This window comes from Cupriavidus sp. 05T42 (genome assembly GCF_056396345.1).
The window spans coordinates 226004-240996 of the sequence record NZ_JBFTLH010000005.1 but is presented as its reverse complement, the minus strand read 5'-3'; the positions used below and the strand labels follow the sequence as shown (position 1 = coordinate 240996).

The 14993-nt window shown below is 66.8% G+C and carries 16 protein-coding genes; all 16 read left to right on the top strand.

Annotated elements, in window-relative coordinates:
• A complete protein-coding gene (gene cyoB, locus AC1EJR_RS09050) occupies window positions 1–1974 on the top strand; it encodes a cytochrome o ubiquinol oxidase subunit I (RefSeq protein ID WP_092293285.1) in 1974 nt (657 codons plus the stop codon).
• A 5-nt stretch (window positions 1975–1979) separates the two neighbouring features.
• Window positions 1980–2630 (top strand): cytochrome o ubiquinol oxidase subunit III, encoded by a 651-nt coding sequence (gene cyoC, locus AC1EJR_RS09045; protein ID WP_092292427.1) that lies wholly within the window; start codon window positions 1980–1982, stop codon window positions 2628–2630.
• Window positions 2630–2977: a cytochrome o ubiquinol oxidase subunit IV gene (cyoD, locus tag AC1EJR_RS09040; RefSeq protein ID WP_092292429.1), complete on the top strand. Its 348-nt coding sequence runs from the start codon at window positions 2630–2632 to the stop codon at window positions 2975–2977. The genes cyoC and cyoD overlap by 1 nt, the downstream gene beginning before the upstream one ends.
• Before the next feature lie 313 nt (window positions 2978–3290).
• Window positions 3291–4553: an urea ABC transporter substrate-binding protein gene (gene urtA / locus AC1EJR_RS09035; RefSeq protein WP_092292431.1), complete on the top strand. Its 1263-nt coding sequence runs from the start codon at window positions 3291–3293 to the stop codon at window positions 4551–4553.
• Window positions 4554–4670: 117 nt separating this feature from the next.
• Window positions 4671–6314: an urea ABC transporter permease subunit UrtB gene (gene urtB / locus AC1EJR_RS09030; protein WP_477105055.1), complete on the top strand. Its 1644-nt coding sequence runs from the start codon at window positions 4671–4673 to the stop codon at window positions 6312–6314.
• Between the two features lies 1 nt (window position 6315).
• Window positions 6316–7533, top strand: a complete 1218-nt coding sequence (gene urtC / locus AC1EJR_RS09025; RefSeq protein ID WP_092292435.1) for an urea ABC transporter permease subunit UrtC — start codon at window positions 6316–6318, stop codon at window positions 7531–7533.
• Complete coding sequence (gene urtD, locus AC1EJR_RS09020) at window positions 7530–8399, top strand: urea ABC transporter ATP-binding protein UrtD (protein WP_092292437.1); 870 nt, start codon at window positions 7530–7532, stop codon at window positions 8397–8399. The genes urtC and urtD overlap by 4 nt, the downstream gene beginning before the upstream one ends.
• Window positions 8400–8401: 2 nt before the next feature.
• On the top strand, window positions 8402–9094 hold the full coding sequence (gene urtE, locus AC1EJR_RS09015; protein ID WP_092292439.1) for an urea ABC transporter ATP-binding subunit UrtE: 693 nt from the start codon (window positions 8402–8404) through the stop codon (window positions 9092–9094).
• A gap of 9 nt (window positions 9095–9103) precedes the next feature.
• Window positions 9104–9973, top strand: a complete 870-nt coding sequence (locus AC1EJR_RS09010) for an urease accessory protein UreD (protein WP_441591993.1) — start codon at window positions 9104–9106, stop codon at window positions 9971–9973.
• Window positions 9974–10006: 33 nt separating this feature from the next.
• Window positions 10007–10309 carry an urease subunit gamma gene (locus AC1EJR_RS09005; protein WP_441643842.1) on the top strand — a complete coding sequence of 101 codons (303 nt, stop codon included), beginning with the start codon at window positions 10007–10009 and terminating at the stop codon, window positions 10307–10309.
• A 28-nt stretch (window positions 10310–10337) separates the two neighbouring features.
• Window positions 10338–10976, top strand: coding sequence for a HupE/UreJ family protein (locus tag AC1EJR_RS09000; RefSeq protein WP_092292445.1), 639 nt, complete (start codon window positions 10338–10340; stop codon window positions 10974–10976).
• A gap of 31 nt (window positions 10977–11007) precedes the next feature.
• The gene (locus AC1EJR_RS08995; protein ID WP_441591996.1) at window positions 11008–11313 is read left to right on the top strand and encodes an urease subunit beta; all 306 of its coding nucleotides are present in this window, start codon (window positions 11008–11010) and stop codon (window positions 11311–11313) included.
• Window positions 11313–13031, top strand: a complete 1719-nt coding sequence (ureC, locus tag AC1EJR_RS08990) for an urease subunit alpha (RefSeq protein ID WP_441643841.1) — start codon at window positions 11313–11315, stop codon at window positions 13029–13031. Before AC1EJR_RS08995 ends, ureC begins: the two co-directional genes overlap by 1 nt.
• 12 nt (window positions 13032–13043) lie before the next feature.
• Window positions 13044–13664, top strand: a complete 621-nt coding sequence (gene ureE / locus AC1EJR_RS08985) for an urease accessory protein UreE (protein ID WP_441591999.1) — start codon at window positions 13044–13046, stop codon at window positions 13662–13664.
• A 6-nt stretch (window positions 13665–13670) separates the two neighbouring features.
• The gene (locus AC1EJR_RS08980; RefSeq protein WP_477105053.1) at window positions 13671–14300 is read left to right on the top strand and encodes an endonuclease domain-containing protein; all 630 of its coding nucleotides are present in this window, start codon (window positions 13671–13673) and stop codon (window positions 14298–14300) included.
• On the top strand, window positions 14297–14989 hold the full coding sequence (locus tag AC1EJR_RS08975) for an urease accessory protein UreF (protein WP_441643840.1): 693 nt from the start codon (window positions 14297–14299) through the stop codon (window positions 14987–14989). Before AC1EJR_RS08980 ends, AC1EJR_RS08975 begins: the two co-directional genes overlap by 4 nt.
• Window positions 14990–14993 lie beyond the last annotated feature (4 nt).

Here is a 14993-nt window from a genome sequence, read left to right as displayed (position 1 = left end):
ATGTTTGGCAAATTGAGTTTGTCGGCGATTCCGTTTCATGAGCCGATCATCATGATCACACTGAGCTGCGTGGCCCTTGGCGGGCTGGCGCTGCTCGGTGGGATTACGTACTTCAAGAAGTGGAACTACCTGTGGAGCGAGTGGATTACGTCCGTCGACCACAAGAAGATCGGCGTGATGTATTCGCTGGTGGCGCTGATCATGCTGCTGCGCGGCTTTGCCGACGCCGTCATGATGCGTACCCAGCTGGCGCTGGCCACCAACGGCGACCCCGGCATCCTGCCCCCTGAGCACTACGACCAGATCTTCACCGCCCACGGCGTGATCATGATCTTCTTCGTGGCCATGCCGCTGATGACGGGCCTGATGAACCTCGTGGTGCCGCTGCAGATCGGCGCGCGCGACGTGGCGTTCCCGTTCCTGAACACGCTGAGCTTCTGGCTGTTCGTGGCCGGCGCGATGCTGGTCAACGTGTCCCTGGGGGTTGGTGAATTCGCACGTACCGGCTGGCTGGCGTATCCGCCGCTGTCGGGCATCGACTACAGCCCTGGCGTAGGGGTGGATTACTACCTCTGGTCCTTGCAGATATCAGGCTTGGGCACGCTGCTGACCGGCGTGAACTTCCTCGTGACCATCCTCAAGATGCGCGCCCCGGGCATGACCCTGATGCGCATGCCGGTGTTCACCTGGACCGTGCTGTGCACCAACGTGCTGATCGTGGCCGCCTTCCCGGTGCTGACGGTGTCGCTGGCGCTGCTGGGCCTGGACCGCTACTTCGGCATGCACTTCTTCACGAACGACGGTGGCGGCAACGCCATGATGTACGTGAACCTGATCTGGATCTGGGGCCACCCCGAGGTGTACATCCTGATCCTGCCGGCGTTCGGCATCTTCTCGGAAATCATCTCGACGTTCTCGGGCAAGAAGCTGTTCGGCTACAAGGGCATGGTCTACGCGACGGCCGCGATCATGGTGCTGTCGTTCCTGGTCTGGCTGCACCACTTCTTCACGATGGGCTCCGGCGCCAACGTGAATGCCTTCTTCGGCATCACCACGATGATCATCTCCATCCCGACCGGGGTGAAGATCTTCAACTGGCTGTTCACGATGTACCGTGGCCGCGTGCAGCTGACGTCGCCGGTGCTGTGGACGCTGGGCTTCATGGTCACCTTCGTGATCGGTGGCATGACCGGCGTGCTGATGGCCGTGCCGGCCGCCGACTTCGTGCTGCATAACAGCCTGTTCCTGATTGCCCACTTCCACAACGTGATCATCGGTGGCGTGCTGTTCGGCTACCTGGCCGGCGTGACCTACTGGTGGCCGAAGGCGTTCGGCTTCAAGCTGGACGAGCGTCTGGGCAAGTGCGCGTTCTGGTGCTGGCTGGTTGGCTTCTACTTCGCGTTCATGCCGCTGTACGTGCTGGGCCTGATGGGCATGACCCGCCGCCTGAACCATACCGACAACCCGGCCTGGACCCCGTTCCTGTACGCGGCCGTGATCGGCGTGGTGTTCATCGCCATGGGTATCGGCTTCCAGGTGCTGCAGATCGTCGTGTCGATCCGCAACCGCAAGGCGCTGGCGGACGTCACGGGCGATCCCTGGGGTGGCCGTACGCTGGAGTGGGCCACGTCGTCGCCGCCCGCGTTCTACAACTTCGCGCACACCCCGGTGGTGCGTGACCTGGACGCGTTTGCCGACATGAAGGCCCGTGGCGAGACCATCCGCACGGACGGCTACGAGCAGATCCACATGCCGAAGAACACCGCTGCAGGCTTCTACATGGGTGCCTTCAGCCTCGCGCTGGGCTTCGCGCTGACCTGGCATATCTGGTGGCTTGCCGCCGTGGGCCTGGTTGGCATGGTGGTGGCGTTTATCCGCCGCGCCAACGACGACCATATCGATTACTACGTGCCGGCCAAGCAGGTCGAGCAGATCGAAACGCTGCACCAGCAGCGCATCGCTACGCAGGGCTGATCATCATGTCGACTGAAGTTCTAGACCGTTTTGGGGCGCAAGCCCCCGCCCACGGCCACGCGCACGATGCCGCGCATGACCACGACCACGCCCATCACGACACCAGCGAGAACACCGTCTTTGGTTTCTGGCTGTACCTGATGAGCGACTGCATCTTGTTCGCGTGCCTGTTCGCCGCCTACGCCGTGCTGCGCGGCGAAGTGGCGGGCGGCCCGTCGGGCAAGGAGCTGTTCGAGCTCAACTTCGTGCTGGTCGAGACGTTCATCCTGCTGTTCTCGTCGATCACGTACGGCTTCGCGATGATCTCGCTGCAGAACCGCAGCAAGGGTCGCGTGCTGATCTGGCTGGGCGTGACGTTCCTGCTGGGCGCCGCGTTCATGTCGATGGAAATCTATGAGTTCCATCACCTGATCCACGAAGGCGCCGGCCCGGGCCGCAGCGCGTTCCTGTCGTCATTCTTCACGCTCGTGGGCACCCACGGCCTGCACGTGGCCAGCGGCATGGTCTGGATGCTCGTGCTGATGTGGCAGCTGAACAAGAAGGGCATGACCCCGACGATGGAAAAGCGCCTGAACTGCCTGAGCCTGTTCTGGCACTTCTTGGACATCGTCTGGATCGGCGTCTTCACCGTCGTCTACCTGATGGGAGCACTGTAATGGCACAACAACATGCAACGGCCGCCCACGGCGAGTCGCACGGCCACAGCAGCGTCAAGTCGTATGTGATCGGCTTCGTGCTGGCCGTGATCCTGACGGTGATCCCGTTCAAGATCGTGATGGACGGCACGATGGACCGCGGCACCATCCTCTGGATCATCCTCGGCATGGCCGTGGTCCAGATCGTGGTCCACCTGAAGTACTTCCTCCACATGGATGGCTCCAAGGGCCAGCGCTGGAACGTCATGGCGTTCCTGTTCACGCTGCTGATCCTGTTCATCGTGCTGGCCGGTTCGCTCTGGATCATGCACAACATGAATGCCAACATGATGCCGATGATGAAGTAAGCATCGTCAGGCATGCAGCGAAGACGGGGCCCTCGGGCCCCGTTTTTTATTGTCGGCGGTGCGCGATGCACTGTCGCCGGCCCGGATCCTGCACTGATTTGCGGCCATGCACGATGCCGGTGCGGGAGTTGGCGCGCCCCCGCCGGCCCCGGTGACCCGATTGGCACCGGATTGGTGCGACGGGATCACCCGCCGTGACGTTTTCTCCCACCTTTGATCGTTCCCGGCCCGGCAGTCCATGGCACGCTAGTTGCAGAAGGATCACCCGGGGTGCGTAGAGTCCCTGACCACATACGACAAACTGGGAGCTGCAATGAAACGACGTGACATGCTGAAGCTGTCGGCGGTAGCCGCCGCGGCAATGATCGGTACCAGCCCGCTGCTGGCGCAGTCGAAGGATCCGATCAAGGTCGGCATCCTGCATTCGCTGTCGGGCACGATGGCCATCTCCGAGACCTCGCTCAAGGACGTGGCGCTGATGACCATCGACGAGATCAACAAGAGCGGCGGCGTGCTGGGCCGCAAGCTCGAGCCGGTGGTGGTGGACCCCGCCTCCAACTGGCCGCTGTTCGCCGAGAAGGCGCGCCAACTGGTCACGCAGGACAAGGTCGCCGTCACGTTTGGCTGCTGGACCTCGGTATCGCGCAAGTCCGTGCTCCCGGTCTACGAGGAACTGAACTCGCTGCTGTTCTACCCGGTGCAGTACGAGGGCGAGGAAATGTCGAAGAACGTGTTCTACACCGGCGCCGCGCCTAACCAGCAGGCCATCCCGGCTGTGGAATACCTGATGAGCAAGGAAGGCGGTGGCGCCAAGCGCTTCTTCCTGCTCGGCACCGATTACGTGTACCCACGCACGACCAACAAGATCCTGCGCGCGTTCCTGAAGAGCAAGGGCGTGGCCGACAAGGATATCGAGGAGGTCTACACCCCGTTCGGCCATAGCGACTATCAGACCATCGTCGCCAACATCAAGAAGTTCTCGCAGGGCGGCAAGACGGCCGTGATCTCGACGATCAATGGCGACTCCAACGTGCCGTTCTACAAGGAACTGGGCAACGCTGGCCTGAAGGCCAAGGACGTGCCGGTGGTGGCCTTCTCCGTGGGCGAGGAAGAACTGCGCGGCATCGACACCAAGCCGCTGGTCGGCCATCTGGCCGCCTGGAACTACTTCATGTCGGTGAAGAACCCCGAGAATGACGCGTTCAAGAAGCAATGGGCGGCATGGGTCAAGGCCAACAACCTGCCCGGCGGCGACAAGCGCGTGACCAACGACCCGATGGAAGCCACCTACGTCGGCATCCATATGTGGGCGCAGGCGGTCAAGAAGGCCGGCACCACCGATCCGGACAAGGTGCGCCAGGCCATGTATGGCCAGACCTTCAAGTCGCCGGACGGCTTCACGCTGACCATGGGCGAGAACCACCACCTGTACAAGCCGGTGATGATCGGCGAAGTGAAGGGCGACGGCCAGTTCTCCGTGGTGTGGAAGACGGCGAAGCCGGTGCGCGCGCAGCCGTGGAGCCCGTTCATCGCGGGTAACGAAGGCAAGCCGGACAAGGTTGTCGCCGGCCGCTGATCTCCAGCGTACCCATGGTGTTTTGCCCCTCTCCCTTGGGAGAGGGGAGCCCTCCCTCGGTCGTTCCACGCATAAAAGACGCGAACCATCGCGCCATATCAGACGCCAGCCAGCCCTATGCACCGATCTCCATTCCCGTCCGCCTTGCCGTGGCTGCGCGCCATGCTGGCTGCGCTGTTGCTGGCCGCCGCGCCGCTGTGGGCGGCACCGCTCACGCAGGCTGATCTCAAGCCGCTGGTCGAAGACGACTTCGACGCCAAGACTGCCGCGCTCGCCGCGCTGACCCAGGCGCCGCCCGAGCAGGCCGGCCCGATCCTGCGCGCGCTCCAGGACGATGCACTCCAATTTGCGCCATCGGTGGGCATGGTGCGCCAGGATGGCGACAAGACCGTCGATGCCATCACTGGCAAGCCGGTGACCGTGAAGGCCGATGAACTCGAGTCCCTCACGCTGAACAACAGCCTGCGGGCCATCGTCGATAGCGCCGCGAGCAGCCTCCTGCTGCAGTCGCCGGACATCGCGGTGCGTGCGCAGGCCATCAACACCTTGTCCGATCAACCCGAGAGCGCCTCGCGCGAAGTCGTGGAAGCGGCCCGCAAGGCCGAGGCCGATGCCGGCCTGCGCGCCCGGCTCGACGTGATCTGGGCCAACACCGTACTGGCGCAGGGCACCGACGCCACGCGCGACGCGCGGCTGGAAGCCATCCGCATCCTCGGCCAGGACAGCAATCCGCAGATCCGCCAGAAGCTGACGCCGCTGGTGGAGCGCGATGAAGCCGGCAAGTTCAAGGAGCCCGACGCCGACGTGCGCGCCGCCGCCCAGCAGGCCATCGACAAGATGCGTGGCGAGCAAGGCCGCGCCGAGCTGCTCGGCAACCTGTTCGCCGGCCTGAGCCTCGGCAGTGTGCTGCTGCTGGCCGCGCTGGGCCTGGCCATCACCTACGGGCTGATCGGCGTCATCAACATGGCGCACGGCGAGTTCCTGATGATCGGCGCCTACGCCACCTACGTGGTGCAGACGCTGTTCCGCGCCTATGCGCCGAATGCGTTCGATTGGTACCTGCTGGCGGCGCTGCCGGCGTCGTTCCTGGCAGCGGGTGTCGTCGGCTTCGCCATCGAGCGGATCGTGCTGCGCCACCTGTACGGCCGCCCGCTCGAGACGCTGCTGGCCACGTTCGGTATCAGCCTGCTGCTGATGCAGGCCGTGCGCACCATCTTCGGCGCCCAGAACGTGGAGGTAGCCAACCCCAACTGGATGAGCGGCGGCGTCACGGCGATGGCCGGCCTCGTGATTCCGTACAACCGCATCGTCATCATCGCCTTCGCGCTGGCCGTGGTGGCCGTGGCGTGGGCGGTGCTGAATCGCACGCGGCTCGGCCTGTTCGTGCGCGCCACCACGCAGAACCGCACCATGGCGGCCTGTGTGGGCGTGCGCACGTGGAAGGTGGATAGCTACGCCTTCGCCTTCGGTGCCGGCATCGCCGGGCTGGGCGGCTGCGCGCTGTCCCAGATCGGCAACGTAGGGCCGGACCTCGGGCAGGCCTACATCATCGATTCGTTCATGGTGGTGGTGCTCGGCGGCGTGGGCCAGCTGGCCGGCACCATCGTCGGCGCCTTCGGGCTCGGCCTCATCAACAAGTTCATCGAGCCGTTCTACGGCGCGGTGCTGGCCAAGATCTTCGTCCTGGTGCTGATCGTGCTGTTTATCCAGAAACGCCCGCAGGGCCTGTTCGCGCTCAAAGGGCGCAGCGCGGAGGCATGACATGCGTAGCTTTCAATCGAAATCCTCGAACGGGGCGCCGTTCCGCCTCTCGGTTCCCGAGCGCCAGCCGCTCTTCTCGCGCAAGGTGTGGCTGGCGCTGGTCATCCTCACGCTGGTGGTCGCGGTCGGCGTGCCGATCTGCGCGCTGGTGATTCCGGAGGGCCACCCGCTTCACCTGTCGGCCTACGCGCTGACGCTGATCGGCAAGATCATGTGCTTCGCGCTGGCGGCCATTGCGCTGGACCTGGTGTGGGGCTACTGCGGCATCCTGAGCCTCGGCCACGGCCTGTTCTTCGCGCTGGGCGGCTATGCGATGGGCATGTACCTGATGCGGTCGATCGGCCGCGAAGGCGTGTACAAGAGCGACCTGCCCGACTTCATGGTGTTCCTCGACTGGAAGGAGCTGCCCTGGTTCTGGCACGGCACCGAGCACCTGCCGTACGCGCTGCTGCTGGTGGTGCTGGTGCCGGGCGTGCTGGCGTGGCTGTTCGGCTTCTTCGCCTTCCGCTCGCGCATCAAGGGCGTGTACCTGTCGATCATCACGCAGGCCATGACCTACGCGGCGATGCTGCTGTTCTTCCGCAACGAGACCGGCTTCGGCGGCAACAACGGCTTCACGGACTTCAAGCGCATCGCCGGCTACGCCGTGGCCGCGCCGGAAACCCGCGCCGCGCTGTTCGTGCTGACCTTCCTGGCGCTGCTGGCCGGGTTCGTGGCGTGCCGCTATATCGTCACGTCCAAGCTGGGCCGGGTGGTCACCGCCGTGCGGGATGCCGAGATGCGCGTGATGTTCTCCGGCTACAACCCGCTCGGCTACAAGCTGTTCGTCTGGACCTTCTCGGCCGTGCTGTGCGGGATTGCCGGCGCGCTTTACGTGCCGCAGGTGGGCATCATCAACCCCGGCGAGATGTCGCCAGCCAACTCCATCGAGATGGCGGTCTGGGTGGCCGTGGGCGGCCGCGGTACGCTGATCGGGCCGATCGTCGGCGCCTTCCTGGTCAACGGCGCCAAGACCATGTTCACGGCCTACTTCGCCGAATACTGGTTGTTCCTGCTCGGCGCGATGTTCGTGCTCGTGACGCTGTATCTGCCCGATGGCGTGGTGGGCCTGTGGCGCCGCCTGCGTGGCAAGCGCACGGCCGCCCAGAAGATCCAGGCGGCCACGGGCGAGCCGGTGAACCCGGCCGCCGTGACCCCGCAACAAGGGAGCGAAGCATGAACGCGGCCACTTCGCAACAAGGTGCAAAACACGGCGCGGATCAGGCGGAGAGCGGCGACGCCACCGGCCTGGGCCGCGTGCTGGAGCCCGGCGTCATCGACACCTCGCACGGTCCCATCCTCTACCTGGAGGACCTGACCGTACAGTTCGACGGCTTCCGCGCGCTGAACAAGCTATCGCTGTCCATCGATCACGGCGAGCTGCGCTGCGTGATCGGCCCGAACGGCGCCGGCAAGACCACGATGATGGACGTCATCACGGGCAAGACCGGCCCGCGCAACGCCAACGTCAGCGGGCGCGTCTTCCTCGGGCAGTCCATCGACCTGATGCGGATGACCGAGCCGCGCATCGCGCAGGTCGGCATCGGCCGCAAGTTCCAGAAGCCCACGGTCTTCGAGCAGCACGAGGTCTGGGAGAACCTGGAACTGGCGATGAAGGCGGACAAGCGCTGGTGGTCGTCGCTGCGCGCGCGGCTGACCGGCGAGGGCCATCGCCGCATCGAGGAAACGCTGGCGCTGACCGGGCTCGAAGACGAGGCGTATCGCCCGGCCGGCCTGCTGTCCCACGGCCAGAAGCAGCGGCTCGAAATCGGCATGTTGCTGATGCAGCAACCGCAACTGCTGCTGCTCGATGAACCCGTGGCCGGCATGACGGACGAAGAGACGATGCAACTGGCCGGCCTGCTGAACAGCCTGCGCGGCAGTTGCTCGATGATGGTCGTGGAGCACGACATGGAATTCGTGGCGGCGCTGGCCGGCGAGTCCGGCAAGGTTTCGGTGCTGGCCGAAGGCAGCCTGCTGGCCGAAGGCACGCTAGACGCCGTGAAGCGCGACGAGCGCGTGATCGAGTCCTATCTGGGAAGGTAACCATGCTGCAGGTCAATGCACTGAACCAGTTCTACGGCGGCAGCCACATCCTGCGCGACATCTCGTTCGAGGTGCCGCAGGGCAAGCTGACCACGCTGCTCGGCCGCAACGGCGTGGGCAAGAGCACGCTGCTCAAATGCCTGATGGGCGTGGTGCCCACGCGCAGCGGCCACATCAGCTGGGAGGGCAAGGCCCTCGAGAAGAAGGCCCCGTACGAGCGCGTCTCGGCCGGGCTCGCCTACGTGCCGCAGGGCCGCGAGATCTTCCCGCGCCTGACCGTCGAGGAAAACCTGCTGATCGGCGCCGCCAGCCGCGCGCGCCCGAACGGCGTGCCGGACCGGATCTACCAGCTCTTCCCGGTGCTGCGCACCATGCGTTCGCGCCGCGGCGGCGATCTCTCCGGCGGCCAGCAGCAGCAACTGGCCATCGGCCGGGCGCTGATGAGCGAGCCGCAGCTGCTGATCCTCGACGAGCCCACCGAAGGCATCCAGCCGTCCATCATCCAGGACATCGGCCGCGCGCTGCGCCTGCTGGTGGACGAGTTCGGCATGACGGTGCTGCTGGTGGAGCAGTACTACGAATTCGCCCGCCATCTGGCCGATCACTACGTCGTGATGAGCCGGGGCGAGGTGGTGGCCCGGGGCGAGGGCGCCACGATGGAACAGGATGGTGTGCGGGAGCTGATCGCGGTGTAATCTTCGCCCATGCGTCACCCCGATTTCCCCTCCCAACTCGCCATGCCTGCCTGGCATGCCAGCCTGCGCCTGCGCTTTGCCGCGCGCGCGGGCCGCACGGCCTTGGTCGAACGCCGCCATCAGGGGCCGCTGCTGGTGCAGAAGCCGCTGTATCCCGAGGGCGGCATCTGCCACGTGGTGGTGCTGCATCCGCCCGCCGGTGTGGCTGGTGGCGACCGGCTCGACATCGACATCGCCGTGGAAGCCGGCGCCCATGCCGTGCTGGCCACGCCGGGCGCCACCAAATGGTACAAGTCGCTCGGCCGCGAGGCCGCCCAGCAGGTGCGCATCGAGGTGGCCGACGGCGCCCGGCTGGACTGGCTGCCGCAAGAGAACATCGTGTTCGACGATGCACGCGCCCGCATCGCCACGGACGTCGTCGTGGCGCCCACCGGCAGCGCCATCGGCTGGGATGCCGTGGTGCTGGGCCGGCAGGCCTCGGGCGAACGCTGGTCGAGCGGCGCGCTGTGGCTGGACACCCGCGTGGCCGGCCCCGACCGCGCGCTGTGGATCGAGCAATCGCAGGTCGATGCCACCTCGCCGCTGCGCCCCGCCGTGGCGGGCATGGACGGCCTGCACATCCTCGGCACGCTCTGGGCGGTGGGGCAGGGCGCCACGCCGGCCCTGGCGGAAACCCTGGCTGAACAATTACCCTATGTCCCGGACCTGCGCGCCGGCGTGACCTGCCTCGCCGGGTCTGCAGGGCAGTCCATGCTGCTGCTGCGCGTGCTCGGGCGCGACATGGAAGCCGTGCGGCGCGTGATGACCGGCGCCTGGTCCACGCTGCGCGCGCCGATCCATGGCGTGGCGGCCCGGCCGCTGCGCCTCTGGGCCACCTGACAACAAGACAAGCAAAGAACGAGGAACAGAACGATGGAACTGACGCCGCGCGAGAAGGACAAGCTGCTGATCTTCACCGCCGCCCTGCTGGCCGAGCGCCGCCGCGCACGCGGGCTCAAGCTCAACTACCCCGAGGCGGTGGCCCTGATCACCGCCGCGATCATGGAAGGCGCGCGCGACGGCCGCACCGTGGCCGACCTGATGCACGAGGGCACCACCGTGCTGACCCGCGAGGACGTCATGGACGGCGTGGCCGAACTGATCCCCGAGATCCAGGTCGAGGCCACCTTCCCGGACGGCACCAAGCTCGTCACCGTGCACCATCCCATCGTCTGACACCCAATTCCACAACAAGAGAGCAACCATGCACCGATTCCTCCATCGCGCCGCCACCGGCGCCGTGCTGACCCTGGCCACCGCCTCCGCCTTCGCCCACCCCGGTCATGACGCCGGCACCGTGGGCGCCAGCCTCTGGGCCGGCGTGCTGCACCCGTTCACCGGCGCCGACCACCTGCTGGCGATGGCGGCCGTGGGCGTGTGGAGCGCGCTCGCCACGAATTCGCGCGGCGCCTTCGGGCAAGGCGCGCCGGCCAAGGCCGACCTGCTGCGCCTGCCGCTGGCCTTCGTCGCCATGATGCTGGTGGGCGCGGCGCTGGGCCTTGCCGGCGTGACGCTGCCGGCCGTGGAGCCGATGATCGCGGTGTCGCTGCTGGTGATCGGCCTGCTGGTGGCCGTGCGGGCGCGGCTGTCGGCCATGGCCGGGATGGCCATCGTCGGCGGCTTCGCGCTGTTCCACGGCTACGCGCACGGCGCTGAGCTGCCGGCCACGGCCGGGGCGATGCCGGCGGTGCTGGCCTATGTGGGCGGCTTCGCCGTGGCGACGATGGCGCTGCACGGCCTGGGCATCGGTGCGGGCCTGTTCCTGCGCCGCCATGCGGGCTGGCTCGCCCGCGTGGCCGGGGCTGGCGTGGCGCTGTACGGCGCCGGCCTGCTGGTCGCCTGAGCGGCGGACGTCACGATCAAGGAGCCTTGCGATGATTCCCGGTGAACTGATGCCGCTCGACGGCGAAATCGAACTGAACGCGGGCCGCGCCACGGTGAGCGTCACGGTGGCCAACACCGGCGACCGCCCCGTGCAGGTGGGTTCGCACTTCCACTTCTACGAAACCAACGCCGCGCTCGACTTCGACCGCGAGGCCGCGCGCGGCTTCCGGCTCGACATCGCGGCAGGCACGGCGGTGCGCTTCGAGCCCGGCCAGTCGCGCACGGTGCAACTGGTGGCGCTCGACGGCGACCGCATCGTCTACGGCTTCAACGGCAAGATCATGGGAGCGCTGTAATGAGCGTGAAAATTTCCAGGCAGGCCTATGCCGAGATGTTCGGCCCCACCACCGGCGACCGCCTGCGGCTGGCCGACACCGGGCTGGTGATCGAAGTCGAACGTGACTACACGATCTACGGCGAGGAAGTGAAGTTCGGCGGCGGCAAGGTGATCCGCGACGGCATGGGTCAGAGCCAGCGCATGGCCAAGGACTGCGTCGACACCGTCATCACCAATGCGCTGATCGTGGACCACTGGGGCATCGTCAAGGCCGACATCGGCCTCAAGCACGGCCGCATTGCGTCGATCGGCAAGGCCGGCAACCCGGACATCCAGCCCGGCGTGACCATCGTCGTGGGACCGGGGACGGAGGTCATCGCGGGCGAGGGCATGATCGTCACCGCCGGCGGCATCGACAGCCACATCCACTTCATCTGCCCGCAGCAGATCGAGGAAGCGCTGATGAGCGGCGTGACGACGATGATCGGCGGCGGCACCGGCCCGGCCACGGGCACCTTCGCCACCACCGTCACGCCGGGGCCGTGGTACATGGAGCGCATGCTCCAGGCGGCCGATGCCTACCCGATGAATATCGGCTTCCTGGGCAAGGGCAACGCCAGCCAGCCCGGCCCGCTGACCGAGCAGGTCGAGGCGGGCGCCATCGGCCTGAAGCTGCACGAGGACTGGGGCACCACGCCGCAGGCCATCGACACCTGCCTGACCGTGGCCGACGCCACCGACACCCAAGTGGCCATCCACACGGACACGCTCAACGAGGGCGGCTTCGTCGAGGCCACCATCGCCGCCTTCAAGGGCCGCACGATCCACACCTACCATACCGAGGGCGCCGGCGGCGGCCACGCGCCGGACATCATCAAGGTCTGCGGCGAGGCCAACGTGCTGCCGTCGTCGACCAATCCCACGCGCCCGTACACCGTGAACACGCTGGACGAGCACCTGGACATGCTGATGGTCTGCCATCACCTGGATCCGGCGATTGCCGAGGATATCGCCTTCGCGGAGTCGCGCATCCGCCGCGAGACCATCGCGGCCGAGGACATCCTGCACGACCTGGGCGCGTTCTCGATGATTTCGAGCGATTCGCAGGCCATGGGGCGCGTGGGCGAGGTCATCATCCGCACCTGGCAGACCGCGCACAAGATGGCGGCGCAGCGCGGCAAGCTGCCCGGCGATCCGCACGACGCGCGCGGCGGCCACGACAACTTCCGCGTGAAGCGCTACATCGCCAAGTACACGATCAACCCGGCGCTGACGCATGGCATCGCGCACGAGGTGGGCTCGATCGAGGTCGGCAAATGGGCGGACCTGGTGCTGTGGAAGCCGGCCTTCTTCGGCGTGAAGCCGAGCCTGATCCTGAAGGGCGGGATGATCGCGGCGGCGGCGATGGGCGACCCCAACGCGTCGATCCCCACGCCCCAGCCGGTGCACTATCGGCCGATGTTCGCCTCGGCGGGCGGGGCGCTGCCGCGCTCGTCGCTGACCTTCGTGTCGCAGGCGGCGCTGGCGGCGGACGTGGGCGGGCGCTACGGGCTGGCCAAGACGCTGGCGGCGGTGCGCGGCACGCGCACGGTGAGCAAGCGCGATATGGTCCACAATGACTGGCAACCGAACGTCACCGTGGACCCGGAAACCTACCAGGTGGTGGCCGACGGCCAACTGCTGATGTGCGAACCCGCCACCGTGCTGCCCATGGCGCAGCGCTATTTCCTGTTCTGACGGCCCCGGATTGTGATCAAGATCGACAAACACCTCCCCGCCCCGCACGGCATCGCGCCGGTGCTGGTGCGCCGCGCCCCGAAGCTCGTGCTGCCGTTCGGCGAGCGTAGCAAGAGCCGCCTGCGCGCCGTGCTCGACAACGGGGCGGAAGCAGCGCTGTTCCTGCCGCGCGGCACCGTGCTGCGCGGCGGCGACCTGCTGGTAGCCGAGGACGGTACTTTCGTCGAAGTGCAGGCGGCCCCCGAGTCCGTGCTGCAAGTGACGGCGGCCGACCCGCTGGCCCTGATGCGCGCCGCCTACCACCTGGGCAACCGCCACACCCCGGTGGAAGTCGGCCGCGATTACCTCCGCCTCGAATTCGATGCCGTGCTGGCCGACATGCTGGCCCGCCTCGGCGTGCAGGCCACCCGCGCCGAACTGCCCTTCGAACCCGAAGCCGGCGCCTACGGCGGCGGCCACAAACACGGCCACGACGCGACCTTCGCCGAAGACTACGCAGCGGCGCAGGCGGTGTTTCAGGATCACCATGGGCATTCGCACGGGCATGACCACGGCCACAGCCATGACCACGGGCACGACCACAGTCACGACCATGGTCACGTCCATGACGAGCACTGCGGCCACAAGCACTGAATCGCGATGACGCAGGTTGAGGCGCCTTCCCTCTCCCCCGACCCCTCTCCCGCAAGCGGGAGAGGGGAGCAAGCCGTGGGTGGTCTCCCCTCTCCCTCAGGGAGAGGGGTTGGGGGAGAGGGCCGGCGCGCGCCGAAGCCAACGTTCGTCCGTGCGCTAAGAGCCGGCATGACCGAGGCAGAGCAACGACTGTGGTACCACCTCCGTGCCCACCGTTTCCTGGGCTTGAAGTTCAAACGCCAGGTGCCGCTTGGCCCGTACATCGTCGATTTCGTCTGCATGGAATACAAGCTCGTGCTCGAAGCCGACGGCGGCCAGCACGGAGGCCAATCGGATCGGAAGCGCGACGCGTGGTTTCGCCGCGAGGGCTATGTCGTCCTGCGGTATTGGAACAATGAGGTGCTTCAGCAGACTGAATCCGTGCTGGTGGCCATTCATCAGGCTTTGATCGCCCGCGGATTTGTAGACGCGCCCGCCCTCGCCCCCAACCCCTCTCCCGCAAGCGGGAGAGGGGAGCAGCCCCTCGGCACGGCAAATGCTGTGGGTTGTCTCCCCTCTCCCTCAGGGAGAGGGGCCGGGGGAGAGGGCCGGCGCGTGCCGAAGTCCACTCCGCGCAAACCGCATCCGCACCCATGACCGCGCTCCCCCAACTGATTTCGCTGCTGCATCTGGCGTCGCCGGCGTTGCCGATTGGCGGTTTCAGCTATTCGCAGGGGCTTGAGGCGGCCATCGACTGCGGGCTGGTTAGCGATGCGGCCAGCGCCGAGCGGTGGATCCGGGACAACCTCACGCATGTGCAGGCGCACTGCGAGGCGCCGGTCTGGCTGCTGCTTCATCGTGCCTGGCAGGCGCACGACCTGGCTGCTGTACGGCGTTGGAACGACTGGTTTCACGCCACGCGCGAGACGGCGGAGCTTCGGCTTGAAACCGAGCAGATGGGCTGGTCGCTGTCGAAACTGATCGGCCAGATGGGGTGGGGCGAGGCCGCCATGGCATCGGACTTGTCCGAACTGGCGCCGATCTGCCTGCCCACCGCGTTCACGGCCGCCTGCGTGGCGCTTGGCGTGGATGCGCGCGACGGTCTCGCGGCCTATGCCTTCAACTGGGCCGAAAACCAGGTCGCCGCCGCGCTCAAGGCGGTGCCGCTCGGCCAGGTGGCCGGCCAGCACATCCTGCACGGGCTGCACCCGGCCGTGCTGGCCGTGGTCGACGAAGCGGCGCAGCGCGCCGACGCCGATCCGCCCCGCCTGTCCACTTTTTCCCCGATGCTGGGCCTGCTCTCCGCACGCCACGAGACGCAGTACTCCCGGCTGTTCCGTTCCTGACCCA

Coding starts and splice junctions, on each gene's coding strand:
- urtA (WP_092292431.1), top strand. CDS start 3,291: ATGAAACGACGTGACATGCTGAAGCTGTCGGCGGTAGCCGCCGCGGCA.
- urtD (WP_092292437.1), top strand. CDS start 7,530: ATGAACGCGGCCACTTCGCAACAAGGTGCAAAACACGGCGCGGATCAG.
- cyoD (WP_092292429.1), top strand. CDS start 2,630: ATGGCACAACAACATGCAACGGCCGCCCACGGCGAGTCGCACGGCCAC.
- AC1EJR_RS09010 (WP_441591993.1), top strand. CDS start 9,104: ATGCGTCACCCCGATTTCCCCTCCCAACTCGCCATGCCTGCCTGGCAT.
- urtC (WP_092292435.1), top strand. CDS start 6,316: ATGCGTAGCTTTCAATCGAAATCCTCGAACGGGGCGCCGTTCCGCCTC.
- AC1EJR_RS09000 (WP_092292445.1), top strand. CDS start 10,338: ATGCACCGATTCCTCCATCGCGCCGCCACCGGCGCCGTGCTGACCCTG.
- urtB (WP_477105055.1), top strand. CDS start 4,671: ATGCACCGATCTCCATTCCCGTCCGCCTTGCCGTGGCTGCGCGCCATG.
- ureC (WP_441643841.1), top strand. CDS start 11,313: ATGAGCGTGAAAATTTCCAGGCAGGCCTATGCCGAGATGTTCGGCCCC.
- AC1EJR_RS08995 (WP_441591996.1), top strand. CDS start 11,008: ATGATTCCCGGTGAACTGATGCCGCTCGACGGCGAAATCGAACTGAAC.
- cyoC (WP_092292427.1), top strand. CDS start 1,980: ATGTCGACTGAAGTTCTAGACCGTTTTGGGGCGCAAGCCCCCGCCCAC.
- AC1EJR_RS09005 (WP_441643842.1), top strand. CDS start 10,007: ATGGAACTGACGCCGCGCGAGAAGGACAAGCTGCTGATCTTCACCGCC.
- urtE (WP_092292439.1), top strand. CDS start 8,402: ATGCTGCAGGTCAATGCACTGAACCAGTTCTACGGCGGCAGCCACATC.
- AC1EJR_RS08975 (WP_441643840.1), top strand. CDS start 14,297: ATGACCGCGCTCCCCCAACTGATTTCGCTGCTGCATCTGGCGTCGCCG.
- cyoB (WP_092293285.1), top strand. CDS start 1: ATGTTTGGCAAATTGAGTTTGTCGGCGATTCCGTTTCATGAGCCGATC.
- AC1EJR_RS08980 (WP_477105053.1), top strand. CDS start 13,671: ATGACGCAGGTTGAGGCGCCTTCCCTCTCCCCCGACCCCTCTCCCGCA.